Genomic DNA, 23,505 nt, shown 5'->3' with positions numbered 1-23,505 from the left:
GACCTGCCAGGGTGCTCCATCCAGCGCGAGTCAAGGGGCGAAGTGGACCCGCCACGCCGCGCTGCCTGCTTTCGGGGCCGCTGCGTAAGTCCGCGTCAGGACTCGGCGCCGCGCCATCCCGCTACATGTGCGTAGCGGAATACTTGCCAAAGATCCGGACTTGCTGATGATTGCGGAGGTTGGAGGCTTGCGCGCTGCATCGCGCGACGCCTGCCGAAAGGACCGCCATGGACCAGTTCGATCAGAACAAGCAGGCCGCCAAGATTCGGGTCGTCGGGGCGGGTGGGGCCGGCTGCAACGCGGTCAACACGATGATTCTGTCCAAGCTGGACCGCGTGGACTTCATCGCCGCCAACACGGATATCCAGGCGTTGGCCGCCAGCAAGGCGCCCACGCGGCTGCAGCTGGGCCAGACGCTGACCAAGGGCCTGGGCGCCGGCGCCAACCCGGAGATGGGCCGCGAGGCCGCGCTGGAGTCGCGAGACCAGATTGCCGCGGTGCTCGAGGGCGCCGACATGGTCTTCGTCACGGCGGGCATGGGCGGCGGCACCGGCACGGGCGCGGCGCCCATCATCGCCGACATCGCCAAGAGCCTGGGTTGCCTCACGGTGGGCGTCGTCACCAAGCCCTTCCTCTTCGAGGGCAACAAGCGCCGCAAGCAAGCCGAGCAGGGCATCGTCGAGCTCAAGGCCGCGGTGGACACGCTCATCACCATTCCGAACCAGCGCCTGCTGTCGCTCTCCAACGAGCCAATGCCGCTCTTGGAGACCTTCAAGCGCGCCGATGAGGTGCTGCTGAATGCCGTGCAGGGCATCAGCGACCTCATCCAGTACCACGGCTACATCAACGTCGACTTCGCCGACGTGAAGACCATCATGAGCGACAAGGGCCTGGCGCTCATGGGCACCGGGCACTCGTCCGGCGACAAGCGCGCGCTCACCGCCATGCAGCAGGCCATCTCCAGCCCGCTGCTGGAGGACGTCTCCATCGACGGCGCCACGGGCCTGCTCATCAACATCACCGGCGGTCGGGACATGACGCTCCAGGAGGTCAACGAGGCGTTGACCCTGGTCCACGACGCGGCGGACAGCGAGGCGGAGATCATCTTCGGCTCGCTCATCGACGACCAGATTCAGGATGAGGTGAAAATCACCATCATCGCCACCGGCTTCGTCCACCGCGACGCGCCCAAGGTGCGCACGGTGACGCCGGTGGTCCAGGTTCCCCTGGCGCGGCCCGCGCAGCAGTCGGTGCTCATCCACAGCGTGCGCGAGGAAGTGGCCAGCCTGGTGCCTGCCAAGAGTGGCGCTTCCCGTCCGCTGGCGGCCGTGGACAACAACAAGTCCGTCAGCAACCGGACCGCCGTGGTGAAGGACTCCGCGCTCCCCCTGGACGAGGACCAGTTCGACATCCCCACCTTCCTGCGCCGCCAGGGGCAGACCGAGCTCCCGTAGCCGTCAGGCGACGCGGGGCTCAGCGGGCGGGCAACCGCGCCACGCTCGCCTCGTCACGTCCGGCCAGCTTGTCCGCGCGGGTGAAGAGGGTGTCCAGCTCTTCATACAGCGCGTCGATGCGCTCCTGCTTGCGGGGCGCCGGAATCACGCCGCCACCGGCCAGCTCCTCCAGCCGGGCACTGGCGCGCTGCAGCAACTGGAGCGCCTTGAGGAGCGACAGCCCTCGGCGCGTACCCTCCTGGGTGAAGAGCGTGCCGCTCTGCGTGAGGGCTTCGAGCGTGCCTCGGACGCTGCGGACGCGGTCCGACTGGCGGGTCCGGTAGAGGTCCAACCGACGCGCGCGGCGAGCGCCATGGAGGTCGACCACGCCAACGCCGGTGCCTGAGGAAGAGGTGGGCTTCACGGTGTGGCAAGGTACGTCATGCCTTTGTAGAGCCGCAAATTTACTGGACTGTAGGGACCTGTTGCACGCCTGCCCGCGCCCTTGTCAGGGAGGGGGGCGGGGGTTAGGTTCGCCGCCCTTCCGCACACGAGGGCACGCGCCATGTTCCAGAAGTTGCTCATCGCCAACCGGGGAGAAATCGCCCGTCGCATCGGCGCGGCGGCCCGGCAGATGGGGCTCAAGACGGTGGCCGTGTACTCGGACCCGGACGCGGAGCTGCCGTTCGTGAAGGAAGCGGACGAGGCCGTGCGCATCGGCCCCGCTCCGGCGAAGGACAGCTACCTGAGCATCCCCGCGATTCTCGAGGCCGCGAAGAAGACGGGCGCCCAGGCCGTGCACCCCGGCTACGGGTTTCTGTCCGAAAACGGAGAGTTCGCCCAGGCGTGCCAGGACGCGGGACTCATCTTCGTGGGTCCGCCGCCGGAGGCCATGGCGCGGATGAAGGACAAGAGCCAGGCGCGCAAGCTGGTGTCCGCGGCGGGCGTCCCCGTGGTGCCCGGCAGCGAGGGTCTGGTGCCGGACGTGGCCACCGCGCTGGCCGAGGCCGAGCGCATTGGCTACCCGGTGTTGTGCAAGGCCGCGGGCGGCGGCGGCGGCATCGGCATGGCGGCGGCGAACAACCCCGCCGAGCTGGAGAAGGTGTTCCGCCAGTGCACGGACCGGGCGAAGTCCGCCTTCGGCCGTGAGGGCGTGTACCTGGAGCGCTACTTCCCCGCGCCTCGCCACATCGAGGTGCAGATTCTGGGAGATCACCACGGCCACCTCATCCACTGTCTGGAGCGCGAGTGCTCCATCCAGCGGCGCCACCAGAAGGTGGTGGAGGAGGCGCCGTCCGTGCTGTTCGCGGACGGGAAGAACGCGGAGCTGGCCCAGACGCTCTTCACCGCGGCCGTGACAGCGGCCAAGACGTTCGGCTACGCCAACGCGGGCACGGTGGAGTTCCTATACTCGGACGGACAGGTCTACTTCATCGAGATGAACGCGCGGCTCCAGGTGGAGCACCCGGTGACGGAGCTGACCACGGGGCTGGACCTCATCGGCTGGCAGCTGCGCATCGCCGCGGGCGAGCACCTCACGGTGAAGCAGGAGGCCGTGAAGCGGCGCGGGGCGGCGCTGGAGTTCCGCATCTACGCGGAGGACCCGGTGAAGTTCTTCCCGTCACCGGGGCCGCTGAAGGTGTTCCAGCCTCCCACGGGCGAGGGCGTGCGCCTGGACGCGGGCTATGCCGAGGGCAACACCGTCACGCCGAACTACGACCCGCTCATCGCCAAGCTCATCATCTCTGGCGCCACGCGCGCGGAGGCGATTGAGCGCTCGGTGACGGCGCTTCAGTCCTTCCGCATCGAAGGCATCAAGACGAACATCCCGCTCCACCTGCGAATCGTTCAGGATGCGGCCTTCAAGGCCGGCGAGCTGGATACGCATTTCCTGGAGCATCACGCGAAGCCGGCGTAGTGGCAGGCTCCAACTTCATCACCCCTTTGGAGGAACGGACTTATGGCGGACGTTGCGGCGCATATCACCGGCACCGTGTGGAAGATCGAGGTGCAGGTCGGCCAGCAAGTCAAAGAGGGCGACACGCTGGTCATCCTCGAGTCCATGAAGATGGAGATGCCGGTGGAGACGACCGAGGCCGGCACCGTGAAGGAGATTCGGTGCAAGGAGGCTCAGTCCGTCAACGAGGGTGATGTCCTCGTGGTGCTCGGGTAGTCGTGGTGGAGCCCTCGGTGGAGGTGGAAGACCGCGAGGGCGGCGTACGGGTGTTGACGCTGTCCAACCCGGCCCGGCGCAACGCGCTGAATGACGCGATGCTGGCCCGGTTGGACGCGGCGCTGGAGCCCGCGCCACACGTGCGGGTGCTGCTGGTGCGGGGCGCGGGCGGCACCTTCTGCGCGGGCTACGACTTGACGCACCTGGGGCCACCGGGTGCGGACGGGCGCCTGCCGGATGACGCGCTGGTGGAGTGTCTGCTCAAGCTGGAGCACCACCCCGTGCCCAGCGTGGCGCTGGTGCAGGGGGCGGCCGTGGGCGCGGGCTTCGACCTGGCGGCCTCGTGCGACTTCCGGGTGGGCGCGCCGGACACCGTCTTCCTCATGCCCCCGGCGAAGCTGGGCATCGTCTACTCGCCGGAGGGCCTGGCGCGGGCGACGCGCCTGGTGGGCCTGTCCCGGGCGAAGCAGCTCTTCCTCACGGCGCGGAAGCTGGATGCGCGTGAGGCGCTGGACTGGGGCCTGCTCGACGCGTGCGAGGACGACGCGGAGGCCCGGGCCTTCGCGCTGTGCGCGACGCTGGCGGGCCATGCACCGGGCGCGGTGTCGGGGATGAAGGAGTCCTTCGGGCTGCTGTCGCGGGCGCCACTGCGTGACGCGGAGCAGGCGAGGCTCAGAGCGCTTCGCGCGACGGCGTTTGGGAGCGAGGACGCGAAGGAAGGGCGTGCGGCCTTCCTGGAGAAGCGTCCGCCCCGCTTCACCGGCCGCTAGTCACGCGGCCGGCGAGGCGGTTTCGGGGCTTCAGGTGTCGCCGAACAGCTCGCCCATGCGCAGCTGCAGCGCCGAGGCAATCTTGTAGAGCGACGAGATGGACGCGGAGGACTCCGCGCGTTCAATCTGGGACAGCAGTGACACGGACAGGCCGGTGCGTCGCGCGAGCTGCTTGAGCGTGAGCTCCTGCGTCTTGCGCGCGTCGCGGATGGTGCGACCGATGGCGCGGTGCAGGTCCGCCTCCGGGTCCTGGGACAAGCCCTTCTTCTGGAGGGCGTTGCGGACCGCGGTGATGAACTGCTCCGGCTCCATGGGCTTCTTGACGTAGTCAGAAGCCTGGGCCTTGAGCGAGGCGACCGCCGTATCCACCGTGGGGTACGCGGTGGCGACGATGACGGCAACGTCCGTATCGTACTTGCGGATCAGCTCAAGCACCTCGGTCCCCGACATCTGCGGCATCATCATGTCGAGGATGACGAGGTGGAAGTCGGAACCTCGGAGGATCTCCACTGTCTGCGTGGGGTCCGTCGTGGTCACGACCTCGTAGCCTTCGCGGGTCAGCACCAGCTTGAGGTAGTCGCAGTTGTCCTGCTCGTCATCAACCACCAGGATGCGAATCTGCACAGCGTCTCCTCGCTGCAGGTGAACTTCGTCGAGCTGGGGCTCGGGGAGGGGGCGAGCACGCGCAGCCGATGGGGGGATTGTTCTCCTCCCTGGTTTTACTGCTTTCTGCCGTCGTAGTCTTTCAGTTGTGACTCGACGCCCTTGCGATAGGGATGGTCGGCCGGAGCGAGTTCCAGGAACCTCCGGTAGTGCTTCGCGCCGTCGTCAATCTCGTCGAGCCGGGCTTTGGCGATGCCCAGCATGAGATGGCAGTCGGGGTTCTCTCCATCCAGCTTGGCGCATTGGTCCGCGACGGCGAGCGCCTCTCGGTACTTCTGCTTCTTGATGAGCGCGCCAGCACGCGCCACGAGCTGACCGGTCTGCTCGTTGAGCGCGTCCGCGGCGTTGGCAACAGGCGGGGGCTCTTCCTTCCCGGCGGCCGGCACCGCCGCCGGAGGAGGCTTCGCCCTGGCCGCTTCGAGCTCCTTCATCTTCGCATCGTACTGGGCCTTCAGCGACGTATACCGCGCGATATAGAGCTTGGTCTTTGCGCTGGCTTCGAGCGGCGCCTTCGCCTCATCGGGCCTGTTCGCATCCAGCGCCTGCTTGGCCTTGTTGAGTTCGGTCTCGACGACCTCTTCGACCGCCACGTCGTCCAGGAGCTTCTTCGCGTCGCGGGGGTATTTTCCGTCCGCGCCGCGGGTCTTCTCCAGCTCGGTCCGGGCGCCCTTGAAGTCCAGGGCATCGAACGCCTTGAACGCCGCGGCCATGAGCTCTTCGGTCGTCGGCTTCACCGGCTCGGGCGGGGTCTCCGGAGGGGCCGTCGTCCCGGTCTGCGCCGTCGGCGGAACCCGGGTGTCCTCGGGCGGCTTCACGGGAGGGGCGGGCGGAGGCTCCACGGGCTGGGTCGGCTGAGCAACCACCGGGTCCTGGATGGGCTGATTGCCCTGGCCCTGCTTGGACATCCAGAACGCGACGCCACCACCGCCCAGGAGCAGGGCGATGAGCCCGGCCACCAGCGGCATCTTCGACATGCCGCCTTCGCTGGCGGGAGCGTCCTCGCCGTCGCCGGCATCCCCCGCGCCCATGAAGCGCAGCTTCACGTGACCCAGCTCGACGATGTCGCCGCTGTTCAGGGTGGCCTGGGCGTAGCTCTCGCCGTTGACGGTCATCCCGTTCGCCGACTGCATGTCGATGACGCGCCACTCACCCGTCGCCTCGCGCACCAGCTTGGCGTGGGTACGTGACAGCGAACGATGGTCCAACGTGATGTCGTTGTCGTCCGTGCGACCGATGCGCAGCTCGGTCCGGATGCACGCGAACTCCTGGCCCCGCAGCTCGTCCGGGGTCAGCACCACCAGCCGGGGCGCATCCTTTGTATCGATGTCCTCCAACTTCCGGGGCCGGTCGGCCTCGACATGATCCAACCGGATGATGGAGGTCGAGTTCCGCCGCTTGTCCGCGGAGGCTTGGGATGGGGGCGTGTGGTCGTGCTCGTCGCCGTCTCCAGGTGCCTCCTCCTCACTCTCCGAGCGGTCAGGCTCCTCGGGCTCGGCTTCCTGCCGGCGTGTGGGTACCTTGGTGGTGATGGGGCCAACGGCATTCGCGGCGCCCTCGGCCTGGAGTGCCAGGTCGTAGTCGCCAATCTGGATCAGATCGCCCTCACTGAGGGGCGACTGACCAGCGATGCGCTCTCCGTTGATCCGGGTGCCATTATAGCTACCCAGATCCTCCACCACGACATGGCCGTTCAACCGCACCAGTCGTGCGTGACGACGAGACACGTTACGTTCGGTCAGGCGGATGGTGTTTCCCTCCTGACGTCCGATGGTGATCTCGTCGCGCACGAAGGGAACAACGGTCTTGCGCCCCTCGTCGTCTTCGATGATGAGCTTCAGCACGGGTCCGATCCGCGTACAGTCATAGCAGAACGGCCTTTCAACGCACAAGTCATGCATCCCCCTCAAATGACAGGGCTTTCTCCCCAGGAGGCGGGGCAGCCGGGTCTGTTGTCCATCGGTCAATCGGCCGGCCAAGGGAGCGCTCGTCCGATTCCCTGGGTCACCCTGGCCCTCGCGGGGCTCCTGGTGGCTGTCCACGGGGTCCTCGTTGCCCTGGGTCCCGTCGACGTGGACGCGCTGGTGCGTTGGGGCGCGAAGGCAGGGCCGCTGGTGCTCGAGGCGGGGCAGGTCTGGCGGCTCTTGTCGGCCAACCTGCTGCACCGGGATGCGCTGCACCTGGCGCTCAATGTCACCGTGCTGGTGGCGGCGGGGACGGCGCTCGAAAGAGCCTGTCGCCGTCGTGACTATGTCGCGCTGCTCATCGCCACCGGACTGACCACGATGGCGAGTTCGCTCGCCTGGTCGGGCGCGGTGAGCGTGGGTGCCTCCGGGCTCGTCTATGGATGCATGGGCGCGCTGCTGGTGCTGGGCCGGCGTCACCGCTCGCGCCCGGGCTTCCGTGTGCGGTGGCTCTCCGGGGAAAGCGCGCTTCCCACGGTGCTCGTGTTCCTCTGGATGGGTTGGACGTCCGTGGGCGTGGACAACGCGGGGCACCTGGGTGGACTGGTGGCCGGGTTGCTGGCGGGAGCGTTCCTGGATCCACGCGATTCCGAGCGGGCCTCTCGGACGAGTCTGGCGAAGCCGCTGGCAGGGGTGCTCGCGGCGCTGTTCGTGGCGGGCGGGGTGGTGATGGAGCGCTCGGGCTGGCGCGTGGAGCGGGACGACGGGTTCGGCGTCGCGGTGGCGATGCCCGAAGGCTGGCGAGGCGAGGTGGACGGGCAGGGACGGAGGACCTTCTCCAATGGATTGCCCGGACTGGGGCGCGCCACGTTCTCCGCGGAGGCCATCGAGGCGGGCGAGCCGGTGGATGGTCTGGCGCAGGCCCGGCACTTCCATGACGAGACGCTGCCCTTGGGAGCGCCCGGACCCGAGGGGCGGACGTTGTCCGTGCAGGGGCCGTCGCGGACGCTGGTGGGAGGACGTGTCGCGCAGCGGCTGCGCGCGGAGCTCGAAGGGCCCGATGGAGGGCGCCATCTGCTCGCCTTCTTCGTGCCTCGGGGAGAGTGGGTCTACCGCCTCGTCTTCACCTGGCCCGCGCGGTGGCCCGCGTATCAGGAGGTCGTGGGCCGGATGGTGGCGGAGCTGCGCTTCGACGAGCCCTCCGTGCTGCGCGAGGCGCGAGGGCGGGCGTTGCTGTCGCCCGGAGCACCTGGACCTCAGCGGGAGCTGGGCGCGGTGTTGCGGCGGCTGGGGTTGTCGCGGGAGGCCGTTACTCCGCTCGCGGAGGCGGTGCGTTTGTCACCCTCGCACGTGGGTGCTCGGGTGGAGCTCGCACGCGCGCTGCTCGATGCCGGTCGCGTCGAGGAGGGGTGTCATGCGGCGGACGAGGCCCAGGTCTATGGCCCCTCGGACACGGGGGCGCTGGAGGCGGGCGTACGGTGCGAACTGGCCCGGGGCGCGCTGCCCCGGGCGTTGGAGCGACTGGAAGAGGCGCGACGCGTGGACCCGCAGGATTCGCGTCTGCGGGCCGCCGAAGCCGCGCTGAGGACGGTGCTGGAAGCGTCTCCGTCCTCGATGCCCCGAGAGACCTCGGGTCCAACGCCGCGCTGACGCGTTGGCTCCGAGGCCTCCTTCGGGAAGCCGTGGGCTCTGCCCGACCTCAGTCCTCGTCCTTGAGCAGGAAGTCGTTGTTGATGACCTTGAACGACAGCCTGCCGCCCAGCGTGGGCGAGTGCCGCTCGACGAGCGGGCGGATGACGATGCCCTCCTTGCGGTTCTTCGTGCCCGGGTAGAGGCCCTGGGCGAGCCGCAGGTAGTGCTCCAGTCCCTGGTCGAACGTCCGCGCGTCCTCGCCCGTGATGACGTGCTCCACCGGCACCGTGCGCAGCCCGTGCCGCGCGCAGAACGAGACGAAGTCCGCATGGCCCAGGAACTGTCCCGTCCGGGTGTCGTGGACGCTGAAGACGAACAGGTCCACCTCGGCGAGTCCCAGGCGGTTCTTCTGGATGCCGGGGCCACACAGCTCCCCCTGGATGGCGAAGCCCGGGGGCAACGCGGTGTCCAGCGAGTACCGCTTCGCCACGGTCCACGCCCGGTTCGTTCCGGGTCGCAGAGACCAGTTCCGGGAGCACGCCACCAGCGGGCCGTCGAGCGGCTTGAAGAACGTCGCGGAAGTCCCATCCAGCTTCGTCGTCACGAAGAAGTCGTGGCCTCGAAGCTCGTCCAGGACGCCGAGCGCCGACTGCAGGCGGATTTCATCCGTCCTCGGCACCTCGCCCGGGAAGGGCCCGGCCACGTCGCTGCCCTCGGGCGGTGCCGGCTCGTACTTCACGACCCCCAGGCTGTCGCGCACGTCCGTGCCCTCGGGGGGCACCGCGCCCTCCAGGATGGACGTGGGCAGCGCGAGCCCCTGGGACAGCACGCCCCGCAGTCGCGCAGTCTTCACGCGAAAGCTCCGGGCCCTGAGGAACTCCGCCCAGGGCGCGCCCTCCGGAAGCTGGCTGTCGATTTCGAAGAAGACCCACGCGTCACCGGGGGCGAACTCGCCCTTCCTCACCACCACGTCCCAGCCCATCACCCGTGCCTTCAGGATGTTGTCGGCTCCGGGGATGGCCTCCAGGTGGTCGATGCGCTGAATCGAGACGAGCTTTCTCTCCATGACGGGACCTCCCTCCTCGCCACCGGCGAGGGCCGGGGCTCCCGAGCGACGCCCTGGAAGGCTCCGGCTGACGGTGCCTCGATATCAGGAATCCCTGGGCTTCGGGCACAGCGGACTCACCACCGCGCGCTGAAGGCTCGCACCACGATGCCCGCGCCGAGCGTCCACTCGTCACGTCGCGAGAGGCCCGCGTCACCCACGACGTAGCCGCCAGAGAGCCGCAGCGCCACGGGTTGGTCCGCCACGGCGAGGAACACGCGCTCCAGGGAGGCATCGGCGCGGGCGCGGAAGTCCGTTCCACCTTCGAGGCCAAGGGTCCACCCCGCGAGCCCCGAAGCACGCAGGGCCCACAGTCCATCTTCGCTCTCCAGGCCCAGGTCGAACATGAGCGAGGTGAAGGGAGACAGCGCGTGCTCGGTGGTGTCGCCCGCGCGGCGCAGCGTGTGGCTCGCCACCGGGCCGAAGCCGAGCCAGGCGCGCCCGGTCTCCGAGCGCAGCGGGTCGACAAGGAGCCCCATGCGCCCCGTCTCCAGCGTCCACCCCGGACCTTCCCACTCGCGCCGCTCCAGGTGCGCGGCGCGCAGCGCCACCGTCACGTCGAACGGGAAGGGGATGCGCACCGGGCGCGCGGTGGGAATCAGGATGAAGCCTTCCTCCAGGTGGCGACGCAGCAGTCCGTCATAGGCGGTGAAGCCCCAGCCTTGCCGCTCGCCATCCCAGAGGTCCACGCCCAGGAGTCGGTGGTTGGTGAACCAGGGCGTGCCCTTGCTGCGGCTGGTGCGCCCGGTGCGGATGCGCACGCTCGAGTGCAGCGTCAGCGCCCCCACGCCGTCGCGCACCGTCGCGCCCGTGCCCACCACCCAGCCATCCCCCGGGTCGAAGCAGGTGGGAAACGGCTCGCCCCGCGAGTCCGTGGGGAGACACGGGTCCGGTGACGGAGGGCCCGCGCCTGGCGCCGAGGCCAGGAGCAATGCGAGTCCAAGCGCGAGCACGTTCAATCCCGGGCCTTTTCGGCGATGGGCGCGGAGCGGCGCGCGGGGGCCCACAGCGAGAAGCGCAGGCCCGCCGAGGCGGACCACTCCCAGCGCTCCGGCAGGAAGGCGATGTCGTTGCGCCACACCCCGCGCGCGTCCGCGACCAGGCTCAGCGGCTGGTCATTGATGGCCAGCAGGATGAGCTCGTAACCGGCGGAGAGCCTGAGCCGCTCGGGCCTGAGCGGACGACCCTCCACGGCGCGCGACAGGAGCACCTTCTCCGCCTCCACGCCGAAGCGCAGGTGGTGGAACCCATCCCGATCCAACGTCAGGTTGCCTTCGAGCGCCGCGCCGGGCACCAACGTGCTGATGCCGTTCTCGTAGTCGCGCTCCGCGGAGGGACCCGCGCGCACGCGCACGTAGGACACCAGGTCTCGCGAATGCCACAGGTCCAGGGTGGCGTGCAGGGTGCCCCAGGTGAGGAACCCACCCCGGGCCTCGCCGCGCTCCAGGTCCTCCACGCGCAGCGTCTCCAGCCACACGCCCAGGTTGATGCTGACGTCGTACCGTCGCGGCTCACCGAAGAAGGTCGTTATCCGGAAGAGCGGCTCATCGCGCTCGACGCTGAAGTCGTAGCGCAGCAGCGAGAAGTCGATGGATGGCTCGCCGAGCGACAGCTCCGTCTCCAGGAAGTGCAGCCGGTGCAGCCGCTTGCGCGCGGCCAGCTCCAGCGCGATGCCGAAGTCCAGGCGCACGCGGTCCTCGCGCGCCTCGTCGCCGGGCCACAGCGGGCTCCAGGCGCCGCCCAACCAGACGCGCCGGTGCAGGTCGAAGTTGAACTGCATCACCCGACCGCGCTCGTCGCGATACCAGCCCGGCGGCGCGTCCGCGAGGGAGGGCTCCAGCCGGTACGTGCGCAGCTCCTCGTTCGGGACGGGCGCGGCCTCCTCGGGGACGCAGGGACGCACCCGCTCCAGGAAGCGCTCCGTCTCCTGGCCGTCGACATCCAGCTCGCGGCGCGGGGTGATGAGACAGCGACGCTGCTCGTGACTGCACTGTGCGCGCCACTGGCCGGAGGGCACGTTCGGCGTCGGCGGCAGCTCCAGGCACAGCGCGGGCCGCTCCGAGTCCTGGAAGGGCAGCGGCACGGCGGGCGGCTGGATGATGGGTGGCGCGACCTCGGCGGGGGCGACCTCAACGGGGGTAACCTCAGCGGGAGGGCCACCCTCCACCTGCCCCAGGAGCAGGGCACAACCCAACGTCACCGCGGACACGAGCATGGAGCCTCCAAATCTGGACGGGGGCGGGCAATACAAGGCCCGTGCCCCCGCTCGCCCGGCGGGCTCCCTCCATGTGGGCCTCCCACCTTCGTGCAGGCTCCTGCACAATGGCGCGCACGCTGCCTCACGGTGTGCCTCCGGCGGAGGTCGACCGGCGAGGGTGGCGGGGATATAAGGCCGCGTCCTGCCCGTGGTGCGCAGGCAACCGCCCGAAACGACTCAAGGAGCCCTTCACCCGTGGCGAGCGACGGCGAACAGCAGGAACAGCAGCAAGAGCAGACCTTCGCCGAGGCCATTCTCGGCAAGGAGACCTTCTCGGCGCGGTGGATGCAGCGGTGGCTCGCGCTCTCCGCCACCACCCGGGTGGTGTTTTCCACGGCCCTCTTCGCGGGCCTGCTCTTCATCCCCTACCTGGGCGCGGTGGGCCTGTGGGACTGCTGGGAGACCCACTACGGCGAAGTGGCGCGGATGATGATCGTCCGCCGCGACTACCTGTATCCCTTCTGGGAGAACGCGTGGTTCTTCTCCAAGCCGCCGCTGACCATGTGGATGCAGGCGCTGGGCATGCAGGTGGTGGGCACGGTGCGCTCGGGAGGCCAGCTCGGGCTGTACACCGAGTGGGGCATGCGCGTGCCCTTCGTGGCGCTGAGCATCACCGCCGTGACGCTCCTGTCCCTGGCCGTGTCGCGCGTGGTGAACCGCCGCGCGGGCCTGGCCACCGGCTTCGTGCTGGCCACCATGCCGCTGTACTTCCTGCTCACGCGGCAGACGGTGACGGACACGCCGTTCGTCACCACGTTCGTCTGCGCGATGGCGTGCGCGCTCATCGGCCAGCTCGATGACACGACGAAGCACCGCGCCGCCTGGTGGTACGGCTTCTATTTCTTCGCGGGCCTGTCCACGCTGGCCAAGGGCCTGTTGGGCGTGGGTCTGCCCGCCGTCATCCTCGTGCTCTACGCGGCGCTGGCCGTCATGCCCTGGGACGGGCCGAGCCTCGATGCGCACCTGCGCTGGCTGACGGACGGAGGCTTCCGCAAGGACGTCCGAGAGGGCCGCCAGCCCATGCCGGTGCTGTGGGCGCAGATGCACAAGATGCACCTGGGCACGGGCATCCTCGTGTTCTTCGCGGTGGCCGCGCCCTGGTACGTGGTGATGTCCCTCTTCAAGAGCGTGGACGACGAGGGCAAGCTCTTCTGGTACCGCTTCTTCGTCCACGACCACCTCAACCGCCTCACCGCGGGCGTGCACACCACCACGCCGGGTGGCACGTTCATCTACTTCATCGAGCAGGGGGGCTTCGGCATCTTCCCCTGGGTGGCCCTGCTGCCCGGCGCCTTCGCCATCATCGCGAAGCTGAAGCTGCGCTCGGAGAAGAAGGCGGACCACCTGGCCATCATCGCCGTGGTGTGGGTGGCCTTCTCCTTCTGGCTCCTGGCCTCCAGCGCCACCAAGTTCCACCACTACGTCTTCCCCGTCCTGCCCGGCCTCGCGGTCCTCATCGCGCTCTTCATCGACCGGCTCTGGGAAGAGGGCATCTCCGCGCACGCGGTGAGCCTCATCTTCGGCCTGGTCCTCTTCGTCCTCGTCGGCAAGGACCTGGCGGAGAACCCGAAGAACTTCACCGACCTGTTCGTCTACAACTACGACCGGCCCTATCCGCAGGACCTGGTCACCAAGCCCATCGCGTTCTTCTCCCGCGCGCTCTGGACAGGCGACCTCGTCACGCTGGTGCTGCTCGCCTTCGGCGTCTACCTGTCGTTCGAGGCGTTCTCGCCCAAGACGCGTGAGAAGGTGACGCCGGGCTCGCGCGCGGTGGCGCTGCTCATGCTCCTGGGTGGCGCGGCCACGCTGGCCGCGGTGGCGTCCGGCGCGAAGGTGTCCGCGACGGGGCTGGTGGGCGTGGCGGTGGCGGTGGTGGGCGGCTTCCTCGGGTGGCAGTCGCTGCGCCCGAAGACGGAAGGTCGCGCGTCGCTCCAGGCCCTGGCCGCGGTGCTGGCGCTGGCGGGCGTGGTGCTGGCGGTGCGCGGCTTCAAGAATCCCGCGGGTGAGGACTCGCTGCTGCGCTCGCTGTCGGAGCCCGTCAACATCAAGGGTGCGCTGGGCTTCGTCTTCGCGGTGGCGGGCGCCATGGCCGTCGTGGCGACGCTGATGCGGGCGCGGGTGATGTTGTTCGGCACCTTCTGGGTGCTGGCCGCCGGCTTCGCCCTCTGGTTCAACTGGAACCACTGGGTGGACCTGTCCCACCACTGGACGCAGCGAGACCTCTTCTGGCGCTACTACTCGCAGCGGCAGGAAGGCGAGCCCATCGTCGCGTACCTGATGAACTGGCGCGGCGAGACGCTCTACTCCAGCAACACCGTGGAGCAGTACCGCAGCGGTGACTACAACGCGAAGCTGCGCTCGCTCGTCGCGCGGCCCGGACGCGAGTGGGTGCTCGCCGAGCAGAAGATGCTCTCCTCGCTGCGCAGCGCGGTGGGCGCGGACAAGGTCGTCACCCCGGTCGACAAGGACATCAACAACAAGTTCGTCCTGGTGACCATCGATTGAGCGGCATCGACGTCCGGGGTCTGGGCAAGCGCTTCGGCGAACGCGTCGCCGTGGAGGGGCTCACCTTCCACGTGCGGCCTGGTGAGGTGTTTGGCCTGTTGGGGCCCAACGGCGCCGGGAAGACGACGACGGTGCGCATGCTCACCGGTCTGTTGACCCCCAGCGAGGGCGAGGCCGTGGTGTGGGGCCACCGCGCGGACCGCGACGGCGAGGGGCTGCGCAAGGTGGTGGGGCTGCTCACCGAGCAGCCCGGTCTCTACGAGCGGCTCACCGCCCGGGAGAACCTGCGCTTCTTCATGAAGCTGCACGAACTGGACGAGTCCAAGGCGTGGCCGCGCACGCAGCACTACCTGGAGCGCTTCGGACTGGGGGGCCGCGAGGAGGAGCCGGTGGGCGGCTTCTCCAAGGGCATGCGCCAGAAGCTCGCCATCGTCCGCACCCTCGTGCATGACCCGCGCGTCATCTTCCTGGACGAGCCCACCAGCGGCCTGGACCCGGAGTCCGCGCGCACGGTGCGCGACGCCGTCGCGGAGCTGGCATCGGAGGGACGCACGATTGTCCTCTGCTCGCACAACCTCTCGGAGGTGGAGCGGCTGTGCGAGCGCGTCGCGGTGGTGAAGCGGCGGCTGCTCCTGATGGGGCCGGTGCGGGAGCTGCGGCGCTCGGGGCAGTCGCTGGACGTGCGGGTGGACGGCGAGGCGGAGCGCTTCCGCAACGCGCTGACGTCGCTGCCCTTCGCGCCCAACGTGCTGGCCGAGGGCATGCGGCTGCGCGTCATGCTGGAGGACGAGGCCCACGCACCGGACGTGCTGGCGTGCCTGGTGGGCGCGGGCGCGCGCGTGCACAGCGCGGTGCCGGCGCAGCGGCCCCTGGAAGAGGTGTACCTGGACCTGCTTCGTGAAGAGGGCGCTTGAGCCATGGCATTCCGTCCCCGTCGAGCCCTGGCCGTGTTCTGGAAGGACTTCCTGGACCTGCGCAAGAACGTGGGGCTGCTCGTCTCCATGGCGGTGCTGCCGGCCGTCATGGTGCTGGTGCCCATCGTCGTCGTGTGGACGTACGTCAACACGCCCAACAGGGCCGACCTGCGCAGCGTGGCCCAGTTCTATGACCCCACGCTGCCCTTGGGCGCCAGCGCGGCGCGCTTCCTCATCGACAAGACGCTCACCGACTGGTTCGGGCTGTTCCTCGTCATGCCCGTCTTCGTCCCCATCCTCATCGCGTCCCAGAGCGTCGCGGGCGAGAAGGAGCGGCGCACGCTGGAGCCGCTGCTCGCCTCGCCGGTGACGGCGGCGGAGCTGGTGGCGGGCAAGAGCCTGGCGGCGCTGGTGCCCGCGGTGGTGATTACCTGGGTGGCCTTCCTCATCTTCTGCGTGGGCGTGGACATCGTCGCGTGGCCGATGGTGCAGGGACCCTTGATGCCCAACGCCCTGTGGACCTTCGGCGTGCTGGTGATTGCCCCGCTGTTCGCCTTCTTCGGCAACGGCGTCGCGGTGCTCATCTCCGCGCGGGTGAGCGAGGCCCGCATGGCACAGCAGATTTCGGCCCTGGTCGTCCTGCCGCTCGTCGGCATGGTGGGCGGACAGGTGGCCGGCGTCCTGAAGGCCGGACTGGGCTTCTACGCGCTCCAGGGCGCGGTGGTACTGGTCCTGGACGTGGTGCTCCTCTTCGCCAGCATCCGCCTGCTGGACCGCGAGCGCCTGGTCAGCCGCTGGGGCTGAAGTCCCCTTGGGAGGCCTCCCACCCGTTCACCGGCGGCCACCCCAGGGCCGCCGGGCGGGCGAGCGGCTAGGCAATCGCCAGTGAAACTGGCATCTTCCAGGGAGGGCTGCCGGGCGGAAAGCGGGCGCGCTTTCGTCACGGACGCCATGTTCTTAGAGAGGGTCGGGTGGGGGCGCGGATTTGCCGGCCGCCATGGCGGCCACGGAGGCGCTGACTAGCAATGGGTATCTTCGACACCATCAAGGGTGAGGCGAAGCGCAACTTCATCGCTCGCGCGGACACGGCGAAGGGGGAGATCATCTACAAGTATCCGGAGAACAACATCCGGATGCTCACCCAGCTGACCGTCGACGCCGATGAGGTCGCCCTCTTCGTCAAGGACGGCAAGGTCGAGGGCAAGCTGGGGCCCGGCCGTCACCAGCTCGACTCGAACAACATCCCGTTCCTGTCCGCGCTCGTGGAGAAGTTCACGGGTGGCAACCTCTTCGTCACCGAGGTCTTCTTCGTCTCCGTCCGCGAGTTCGCGGGCGTGAAGTTCGGCGGGCCCATTGGCGACGTTCGGGACCCGGAGACGGGCCTGGGCATCGGCACCATGGTGTACGGCGACTTCTCCATCCGCGTGACGGACCCGGAGAAGCTCGTGGTGGGCCTGGTGGGCATGGGCCGCTCCAGCAACGAGGAGCTGCTGGGCTGGTTCAAGAACCAGGTGCTCAAGGTGACGAGAGATCGCATCGCCGAGCTGCTGGTGAAGAAGCGCTGGCCGCTGCTCGACGTGACGAGCGGTGCGTACACCGAGGAAATCGAGACCGAGGTCATCAGCGGCCTGAAGCCCCACGTGGACGGCTACGGCCTCACCGTGGTGCGGATGGGCAACTTCCACGTCAGCATCAAGGAGGAGGACGAGGGGACGCTGAAGAAGCTCTCCAAGGACGTCGCCTACTCCCGGCTGGCCGGTGGCTTCCAGCAGTACGCGCAGGGCCAGGCGATGCTGGGCGCGGCCGAGGGCATGGCCAAGGGCGGTGACGGCAGCGGCTCCGGCAACGCGCTGGGCGGCATGGGCATGGGCATGGGCTTCGGAATGGCCCAGCAGTTCATGAACCAGCAGGGCCAGCAGCAGCGCCCCCAGGAGCCCGCGCAGCAGGCGGCTCCCGCCGACACGCGCAGTCCCGCGCAGCGCCTGAAGGAAATCAAGGAGCTGAAGGACGCCGGCGTCCTCTCCGACGAGGAGTACAACGCCAAGCGCGCGGAGCTGATGAAGCTCCTGTAGTCCGCTCGGGAGGTAGTCCTCCCGGCACACCGTCAGGGCCTCCGTCCCCATGTGGGCGGAGGCCCTTCGTGTTTCTAGCGGCCGTCGCCGGTGCCCGCCTTGGGCGGAAGCGTGGGGCCCTGCTGCGTCCCCTGCGGCGCGGTGAACTCCTCCAGCCCCGGAGGCGGCGCGGGCTGGGTGAAGCCCTCCAGGCCGGGCGCCGCGGGGAGGATGCTGTCCTCCACGCCCTCCAGGTTCAGCCGGATGGGCACCTGGAGCGTGGTGCCCAGGCGCAACAGCAGCACGTCCGGTTCGATGCCCTTCTCGCCAATGGCCTCGGCCACCTCGCGCGAGGACAGCGCGTTGCCCTTCGCCCACAGCGCCTTGAGGAACTCACCCGACTGCGGCGCGTGCCACCACGCGGGGCCGAAGCGCGCCTTGAGCTGCGCCTGGAGCTGGCCCGCGAGGAACCACGCGCGGAAGCTGTCCGCCGACTGGAAGAAGTCCTCCTGGTCCACCAGGTAGCGCGCGGTGTCCTCGTCCGTCATCGGGATGTCGTCGGTGCGCGACATGACCTGGCGGTACAGCTCCTTCGGGTCCACCTCCACGCGCCGGTGCAGCTCCAACTGGTACAGGAGCCGGCCCGCGGCGTGGCGGATGAGGTACAGCTTGTGCGCGCTGGAGGCCGCAAGGTACTGCGAGCGCTGGTCTCCACTAACGCCCGCGTGCTCCTCCAGCCACACCGGGTCCTCCAGCAGGTCCTCGAAGAGCGACGAGTACGCCTCGCCCACCGTGGGGTTGCCCAGCCGCGCCAGCTCGAAGCGCGTCTCCTTGGTGAATGCCGAGTGCAACGCGTGCCCGAACTCGTGCAGTACGCGCGCCTGATGCAACACGCCCGAGCCCGGCTTGAAGGACAGCCGCACGTCGTCCGGCACGCGCACCGCCAGGGCCAGCGGCCGGGTGTTCTTGCGCGGCAACTCCCGCGCGTCGATTTGAACGTTCTTCAGCTCGGCCAGGTCCAGGCCCATCCCCGACAACGTGCCGTGCGCCTTGAGCAGGGACTCCCCCTTCGGGAAGGCGTCCTCCACCTCGCGCGAGCGGAACAGCCGGGGGATGTCCGCGCGGGTGATGTCCTTGAAGGGCACCCCCAGCTCACGCTGCGCGAGCCTCTCCATCACCAACCGGTACGGCGCCTGCGTGGCCTGGAGGATCTCCTCCGCCAGCACGCTCAACTTGCCCAGGTCCGCCTGCCGCAGCTCGCTGCCGAAGGCCTCGTACGAGGGGAAGCCCAGCTCCTTCACCAGCTCCTCGGCGCGCTCCTCCTTGCGGCGCAGCGTCTGATTGAGTCGCTCCAGCGGAGGCGTCGCCGCCGTGTACAGCGCCTTGCGCCGCGCCGCGCTCCGCTCGTTGGCGAGCAGCCGCTCCAAATCCCGGTAGCGCAGCTCCTTGCCGTCGACGGTGAAGGTGAGTGACGCCTCCAGGTTGGCGGACGCGTCGTTGTACTCGGCCAGCGCGTGCGACAGGTACTCGCCGGCGAAGTGCGAGTGCAGCGCGGTGAGGGCGCGCACCTCGCGCGGGTCCTGCGTGAGCTGCCGCAGACGGTCCACCTTGCGGATGTTGTCGAGCGTGAAGAGGTCCTCCTGGCCCGCATACGTCCCGGAGACGTCCACGTGGCGGCCCTCCGTCCAGAACACCCAGACGAGCCGGTGCTGCGCCTCCAGCAACGTCTCCGCTCGCGAGGCCAGCGCGCGCACGTCCGTCGTCAGGCGCTGCTCCTCCGTGGGAGGCTGCCGGGAGTCGGCGGGGGGCCCCTTGGGGCAGGCGCTGAGGCAGAGGGCAACAGCGAGGAGGAGGGGAATCCTTGGGTGCATGTCGGGCCTCATGTTACTTCCGCCAGGCCCATGCCCAACCTTTCTCAATGGCGGGCCGCCCGGGGACGCCAGGCCCTCTACTCCGCCCTTCGACGTTTCTTCGTCGCCGAGGGGTATCTGGAGGTGGAGACGCCGTTGCTCATCCCCACGCCGGGAATGGAGCCGCACATCAACGCCTTCGAGGCGGGCTTCATCCCCGAGACGGACGTCGGCACCGCGCGCACCCTCTATCTCCACACCAGCCCCGAATACGCGATGAAGCGTCTGCTCGCCGATGGGGCCGGCCCTCTCTTCCAGCTGTGCAAGGTGTTCCGGAACGGCGAGGTCTCCGCCACGCACAATCCGGAATTCACGATGCTGGAGTTCTACCGACCCCAGGCGGACTACCACGCCATCATGGCGGACCTGGAAGGCGCGCTCGCCGAAGCGGGGCGCTCCACCACGGAAGGCGAGCCCGGCGCCGACCCGGCCTTCTTCACGCGCACGCCCTACGAGCGCCTGACGGTGCGCGACGCCGTGTTCAAGGCGACGGGCGTGGACATCCGCGTGCACTCGGACGGGCCCTCGCTCAAGCGGGCCGCCGAGGCCGCTGGCGTGCGGACGGGCGACGCGGAGAGCTTCGATGACGTCTTCTTCCACCTCTTCCTGCAACGCGTGGAACTCGGGCTGGGCCACGAGCGGCCCACGTTCCTCATCGAGTACCCGGCGTCCATGGCGGCGCTCTCTCGCTTGAAGCCTGGGGACGCCTCGGTGGCGGAGCGGGTGGAGCTGTACGCGAAGGGCCTGGAGCTCGCGAACGGGTTTTCCGAGCTGACGGACGCAGCCGAGCAGCGGGCGAGGTTGCTCGAGGAACAGGACCTCAGGCGCAAGCTGGGGCGTTCCGTGTATCCTTTGGACGAACGGTTCCTTGACGCAGTAGGTCGAATGCCGCCCTCGGCGGGAATCGCCGTGGGGCTCGACAGAATCCTGATGCTGCTGCTCGGGGTCCAGCGCATCTCGGACGTGCTCCTGTTCCCCGCCCACGAGTTCGTGTGATTCGAGACATCGTCCGGACGGCGTTCGCGGGTGTTTCAGCAGTGGGCCTGACGGGGGTGTTCTCCTCGGTCATCTCCGCGTTGTCGGTGGGAGGCGCGCACCGGGAGGCGGACAAGGCCCTGAGGGTCTGGGCGCGGGGCGTGCTGGCGTCGGCGGGTGTGCGTCACGAGGCAGTGGGGCTGGAGCACATTCCCACGGAGGGCCACGTCGTCTTCGTGTGCAACCACCAGTCGCACTACGACGCGCCGCTGAACATGGCGTACGTGGAGACGCACACGCGCTTCGTGGCGAAGGCGGAGCTGTTCAAGATTCCGGTGTTCGGCGCGGCGCTGCGGCGGGCGGGCAACATCCCCGTGGCGCGCAGCGGCGGCAGTGAGGACCGGGCCCGGTTGGAGGAGGCGGTGACGGCGCTGCGCGAGCGGGTGAGCGTGCTCTTCTACGCCGAGGGCACTCGCAGCGAGGACGGACGGCTGCGGCCGTTCAAGAAGGGGGCCGCGACGCTCGCCATCCAGGCGGGCGTGCCGGTGGTGCCCATGGCGGTGTCGGGGACGCGGCTCATCCTTCCCAAGGGAGGACGGGCGGTGCAGTGGGGCCAGCGCGTGGCGCTGGTGGTGGGCAAGCCCATCCCCACGCAGGGCCTGACGATTGAAGACCGCGACGCGCTCACGGGCGAGCTGGAGGACGCGGTCGCGCAACTCTACTCCGAGGCGTGCAGGCGCTCGGGAGACGTACCCACATGAAGAAGTCAGCACCTCAGAAGTCGTTCGCGGCTCATCCCTGGCACGGCATCACCCCCGGGAACGAGTCTCCTGAAATCGTCACCGCCTATATCGAAATCGTCCCCACGGACGCGGTGAAGTACGAGATGGACAAGGAGTCGGGCATCTTGAAGCTGGACCGGCCGCAGCGGTTCAGCAGCCAGTGCCCGACGCTGTACGGCTTCATTCCCCAGACGTACTGCGACGAGTTGGTGGCGAAGCGCTGCGCCGAGCGCACGGGCGTGAAGAACATCCAGGGCGATGGGGACCCCATCGACATCTGCGTGCTGACGGAGAAGGTCGTCAGCAATGGCAACCTCCTGGTGCGCGCGGTGCCCATCGGCGGCTTCCGGATGATCGACGGCAACGAGGCGGACGACAAAATCATCGCGGTGCTCGAGTCCGACCTGGTCTACGGAGAGCTGCAGCACATCGCCCAGCTCCCGCGTCCGCTGCTGGACCGTCTCAAGCACTACTTCCTCACCTACAAGCAGATTCCCGGTGAGGGAAAGCGCAGCGTCGAAATCGCGGAGGTCTACGACAGGCCGGAGGCGATGGAGGTCATCCGCCGGAGCATGAAGGACTATGACCGTGTCTACGGTCAGTCCCCTTCGACGCCGGTGCGCAGCCGCACGCGTCGCCCCGCTCGGAAGTCCCGCGCGTCCTGACGTCGAAGCCACGCGCGGAAGCGGGAGTGAGTCCCGCTCCGCGTCGTCGGGCCTCGCCGCTCAGGGCTGGTTCGGGTCCGTGCCGATGCCCTTGAACGGGTTGAAGGTGTACGTCGTGGAGAACTGCGACGCCGGGCTGAAGTACCAGGCCGCGAGCTTCGCCGGATCATTCGCGATTTCGCCTCGGAGGATGGGACCGTCGTTCTGGTCATCCCAGCCCCAGGGCGAGTTGGCGGAGTTCGAGCCGCAGTTGCCCGCCACGAGTCCGCAGCCGCCGCTGGTGTCTCCCCGGAACGTCCCGTACGAGGAGAACAGCGTGGTGAGCTCCCGCCTCGGCCAGAGCCCCTCCGCGCCGTAGATGTCCACGAGCTTGTAGCGCACGTCGGAGTCCGTGGCGGACGAGGGCTGCTCGGCGAGCGAGAGGGACGGGAAGTACTTCACGCCGTCACCGACGATGTCGTACGCGGGCCACGCCTTGAGGCCATGGCCCTTGGCCTCCTGCGCGGTGATGGGGTGGAGCTGTCCCTCGAACGAGGCCAGCGACAGCGTGCCGTCGAGCGACTCCGAGCCCGAGCCGAGCGGACTGCCCGAGGGCACGAAGGAGAAGAAGTCCTTGTGCGCCACCGTCACCGCGCCGACGAGCGCGCCGTACTCGCTGCCGTCGCGCTGGATGACGAGCAGCACGCCTTCGCCGTCGTTCTCATGTTCGGTGTCGAAGATGCTGTCGGACCAGTCTCGCGGGTGGAAGAACGTGTAGAGCAGGTACCAGTGCGTGCTCGTCTCCACCACGGACTGATACGCATGCGCGGAGAGCACGCGCGAGCCGGTGTTGTCCCAGTTGTTCGTCCCGCTCCAGTCCCCGTCGAAGTCCACGCGGGTGAGGAAGTCGGACTTGCCGCTGAGCGAGTGCGAGCCCGTCACGTCCACGTCCTGGTAGTGGATGGGTGCCCACCGCTTCGTCAGGGCCGCGCGCGCCGCCGTGGAGCCCACGCCATCGAGCAGCGCCCGCCGCGCCTCTCCGAACGGGTCGTCTTCCGAAGAGCCCTCACCGCAGCCGGGCAGCAACGCGAAGGTCAACGCGACGACAGTGAGGACGAGGACATCGGAAACACGACGGAGGAGCGACGTCATGCGGGCCTGCCTTTCGGGAGGCGGACACTCCATGTCATCCAGGATGGGTTGTGAAGACTGTCTTTCGTGAAGAGCGCGTTAAGCCCGAGTGACCTGGTGGTTCCAGGGGGAGGTCCGTCGGGATGCGCATGAGTTCTTGGTGGGTGGTGCCGTCGATGTTGGGGCTGTCGTCGTTCGCTGGGGCGCAGGTGCCCCAGGCAGGGGTGTCCTCGTTACCCCTGGAGCGGCGGGCGAAGTCGTATGTCGATGAGGTGAGCTATTTTCAGACGGAGGCGGAGTTCCAGGCGTGGTTCGAGCTCCGCGCTCACCTGAGGCAGAACTTCGACGACATCTGTGGCGACACGTTCTGTGAGGGGGACTACGGGAACATCGAGTCCATCGTGTTTCGCTGTTCGGTGGAGACGCGGACGGGTGTCATCGGGCAGTGCCTCTGGGTGTTCGGTGGGAGCGCCGAGAACATCGATTCGCGCACGGGAGTCATCTCCACGCAGACGCGGACATGGGCCTGCAGAAGTCCGCTGGCGCGGGGCACGACGATGGCGAAGCTGCTGACGGCGCTCGCGGGGCCGGAGCCGCTCTACGCGACGTTGCCGGGGACGAGCACGACGCTCTACGACGGCCTGGTGGACTGCCTTTAG

At 68.8% G+C, this 23,505-nt stretch carries 21 protein-coding genes; 13 read left to right on the top strand and 8 right to left on the bottom strand.

All coding sequences use genetic code 11. From position 1 onward, the window contains the following. Nucleotides 1-227 precede the first annotated feature (227 nt). Nucleotides 228-1,454: a cell division protein FtsZ gene (ftsZ, locus tag HUA76_RS17120; RefSeq protein WP_141648353.1), complete on the top strand. Its 1,227-nt coding sequence runs from the start codon at nucleotides 228-230 to the stop codon at nucleotides 1,452-1,454. Nucleotides 1,455-1,473: 19 nt separating this feature from the next. On the opposite strand, the gene HUA76_RS17115 is transcribed toward ftsZ, so the two are convergent. Continuing rightward, entirely contained in the window at nucleotides 1,474-1,857 is a 384-nt protein-coding gene (locus tag HUA76_RS17115; RefSeq protein ID WP_246137771.1) for a hypothetical protein, read from the bottom strand. A gap of 141 nt (nucleotides 1,858-1,998) precedes the next feature. Between HUA76_RS17115 and HUA76_RS17110 the strand changes: the two genes are divergently transcribed. The 3 genes from HUA76_RS17110 to HUA76_RS17100 are packed head-to-tail and all read left to right on the top strand — an operon-like array spanning nucleotide 1,999 to nucleotide 4,376. Further along, nucleotides 1,999-3,351, top strand: a complete 1,353-nt coding sequence (locus HUA76_RS17110) for an acetyl/propionyl/methylcrotonyl-CoA carboxylase subunit alpha (protein WP_174461482.1) — start codon at nucleotides 1,999-2,001, stop codon at nucleotides 3,349-3,351. A 42-nt stretch (nucleotides 3,352-3,393) separates the two neighbouring features. Then, nucleotides 3,394-3,606: a biotin/lipoyl-binding carrier protein gene (locus HUA76_RS45355; protein WP_141648351.1), complete on the top strand. Its 213-nt coding sequence runs from the start codon at nucleotides 3,394-3,396 to the stop codon at nucleotides 3,604-3,606. 5 nt (nucleotides 3,607-3,611) lie between these two features. Continuing rightward, the gene (locus tag HUA76_RS17100) at nucleotides 3,612-4,376 is read left to right on the top strand and encodes an enoyl-CoA hydratase/isomerase family protein (RefSeq protein WP_174461634.1); all 765 of its coding nucleotides are present in this window, start codon (nucleotides 3,612-3,614) and stop codon (nucleotides 4,374-4,376) included. Nucleotides 4,377-4,406: 30 nt separating this feature from the next. Here the strand turns inward: HUA76_RS17100 and HUA76_RS17095 are convergent, their stop codons facing one another. Continuing rightward, entirely contained in the window at nucleotides 4,407-5,000 is a 594-nt protein-coding gene (locus HUA76_RS17095; protein WP_141648350.1) for a response regulator, read from the bottom strand. Between the two features lie 95 nt (nucleotides 5,001-5,095). Further along, nucleotides 5,096-6,880 carry an FHA domain-containing protein gene (locus tag HUA76_RS17090; RefSeq protein ID WP_371823486.1) on the bottom strand — a complete coding sequence of 595 codons (1,785 nt, stop codon included), beginning with the start codon at nucleotides 6,878-6,880 and terminating at the stop codon, nucleotides 5,096-5,098. 66 nt (nucleotides 6,881-6,946) lie between these two features. Here HUA76_RS17090 and HUA76_RS17085 point away from each other — a divergent pair, with 66 nt between their 5' ends. Beyond that, nucleotides 6,947-8,590 (top strand): rhomboid family intramembrane serine protease, encoded by a 1,644-nt coding sequence (locus HUA76_RS17085; RefSeq protein ID WP_254614267.1) that lies wholly within the window; start codon nucleotides 6,947-6,949, stop codon nucleotides 8,588-8,590. A gap of 49 nt (nucleotides 8,591-8,639) precedes the next feature. On the opposite strand, the gene HUA76_RS17080 is transcribed toward HUA76_RS17085, so the two are convergent. From HUA76_RS17080 to HUA76_RS17070, 3 genes are all read right to left on the bottom strand, one after another. After that, nucleotides 8,640-9,638, bottom strand: a complete 999-nt coding sequence (locus tag HUA76_RS17080) for an RNA ligase family protein (protein ID WP_174461479.1) — start codon at nucleotides 9,636-9,638, stop codon at nucleotides 8,640-8,642. Nucleotides 9,639-9,754: 116 nt separating this feature from the next. Next, entirely contained in the window at nucleotides 9,755-10,630 is an 876-nt protein-coding gene (locus HUA76_RS17075; RefSeq protein WP_174461478.1) for a hypothetical protein, read from the bottom strand. A 2-nt stretch (nucleotides 10,631-10,632) separates the two neighbouring features. Beyond that, nucleotides 10,633-11,892, bottom strand: a complete 1,260-nt coding sequence (locus HUA76_RS17070; protein ID WP_174461477.1) for a hypothetical protein — start codon at nucleotides 11,890-11,892, stop codon at nucleotides 10,633-10,635. Nucleotides 11,893-12,129: 237 nt separating this feature from the next. Between HUA76_RS17070 and HUA76_RS17065 the strand changes: the two genes are divergently transcribed. The 4 genes from HUA76_RS17065 (at nucleotide 12,130) to HUA76_RS17050 (ending at nucleotide 17,425) form a co-directional block, all read left to right on the top strand. Beyond that, entirely contained in the window at nucleotides 12,130-14,439 is a 2,310-nt protein-coding gene (locus HUA76_RS17065) for a glycosyltransferase family 39 protein (protein ID WP_141645502.1), read from the top strand. After that, nucleotides 14,436-15,353 carry an ABC transporter ATP-binding protein gene (locus HUA76_RS17060; protein WP_141645501.1) on the top strand — a complete coding sequence of 306 codons (918 nt, stop codon included), beginning with the start codon at nucleotides 14,436-14,438 and terminating at the stop codon, nucleotides 15,351-15,353. The genes HUA76_RS17065 and HUA76_RS17060 overlap by 4 nt, the downstream gene beginning before the upstream one ends. A 3-nt stretch (nucleotides 15,354-15,356) precedes the next feature. Further along, nucleotides 15,357-16,157: an ABC transporter permease subunit gene (locus HUA76_RS17055; RefSeq protein ID WP_174461476.1), complete on the top strand. Its 801-nt coding sequence runs from the start codon at nucleotides 15,357-15,359 to the stop codon at nucleotides 16,155-16,157. Nucleotides 16,158-16,378: 221 nt separating this feature from the next. After that, nucleotides 16,379-17,425, top strand: a complete 1,047-nt coding sequence (locus HUA76_RS17050) for an SPFH domain-containing protein (RefSeq protein ID WP_141645499.1) — start codon at nucleotides 16,379-16,381, stop codon at nucleotides 17,423-17,425. A 74-nt stretch (nucleotides 17,426-17,499) separates the two neighbouring features. Here the strand turns inward: HUA76_RS17050 and HUA76_RS17045 are convergent, their stop codons facing one another. Continuing rightward, complete coding sequence (locus tag HUA76_RS17045) at nucleotides 17,500-19,275, bottom strand: chromosome segregation protein SMC (RefSeq protein WP_174461475.1); 1,776 nt, start codon at nucleotides 19,273-19,275, stop codon at nucleotides 17,500-17,502. 30 nt (nucleotides 19,276-19,305) lie between these two features. Between HUA76_RS17045 and epmA the strand changes: the two genes are divergently transcribed. The 3 genes from epmA to HUA76_RS17030 are packed head-to-tail and all read left to right on the top strand — an operon-like array spanning nucleotide 19,306 to nucleotide 21,736. Beyond that, nucleotides 19,306-20,310 (top strand): EF-P lysine aminoacylase EpmA, encoded by a 1,005-nt coding sequence (gene epmA / locus HUA76_RS17040; RefSeq protein ID WP_174461474.1) that lies wholly within the window; start codon nucleotides 19,306-19,308, stop codon nucleotides 20,308-20,310. Then, nucleotides 20,307-21,050, top strand: a complete 744-nt coding sequence (locus tag HUA76_RS17035; protein WP_141645496.1) for a 1-acyl-sn-glycerol-3-phosphate acyltransferase — start codon at nucleotides 20,307-20,309, stop codon at nucleotides 21,048-21,050. Before epmA ends, HUA76_RS17035 begins: the two co-directional genes overlap by 4 nt. After that, nucleotides 21,047-21,736: an inorganic pyrophosphatase gene (locus tag HUA76_RS17030; protein ID WP_174453152.1), complete on the top strand. Its 690-nt coding sequence runs from the start codon at nucleotides 21,047-21,049 to the stop codon at nucleotides 21,734-21,736. Before HUA76_RS17035 ends, HUA76_RS17030 begins: the two co-directional genes overlap by 4 nt. 60 nt (nucleotides 21,737-21,796) lie before the next feature. On the opposite strand, the gene HUA76_RS17025 is transcribed toward HUA76_RS17030, so the two are convergent. Beyond that, a complete protein-coding gene (locus HUA76_RS17025; RefSeq protein ID WP_174453153.1) occupies nucleotides 21,797-22,867 on the bottom strand; it encodes a hypothetical protein in 1,071 nt (356 codons plus the stop codon). Nucleotides 22,868-22,989: 122 nt separating this feature from the next. Here HUA76_RS17025 and HUA76_RS17020 point away from each other — a divergent pair, with 122 nt between their 5' ends. Further along, complete coding sequence (locus tag HUA76_RS17020; RefSeq protein ID WP_174461473.1) at nucleotides 22,990-23,505, top strand: hypothetical protein; 516 nt, start codon at nucleotides 22,990-22,992, stop codon at nucleotides 23,503-23,505.

This window comes from Myxococcus sp. CA056 (assembly GCF_013336715.1).
Taxonomy (GTDB): domain Bacteria; phylum Myxococcota; class Myxococcia; order Myxococcales; family Myxococcaceae; genus Myxococcus; species Myxococcus llanfairpwllgwyngyllgogerychwyrndrobwllllantysiliogogogochensis.
Note: the sequence above shows the minus strand (reverse complement) of the source record. Positions and strands in the feature narration are given on the sequence as shown.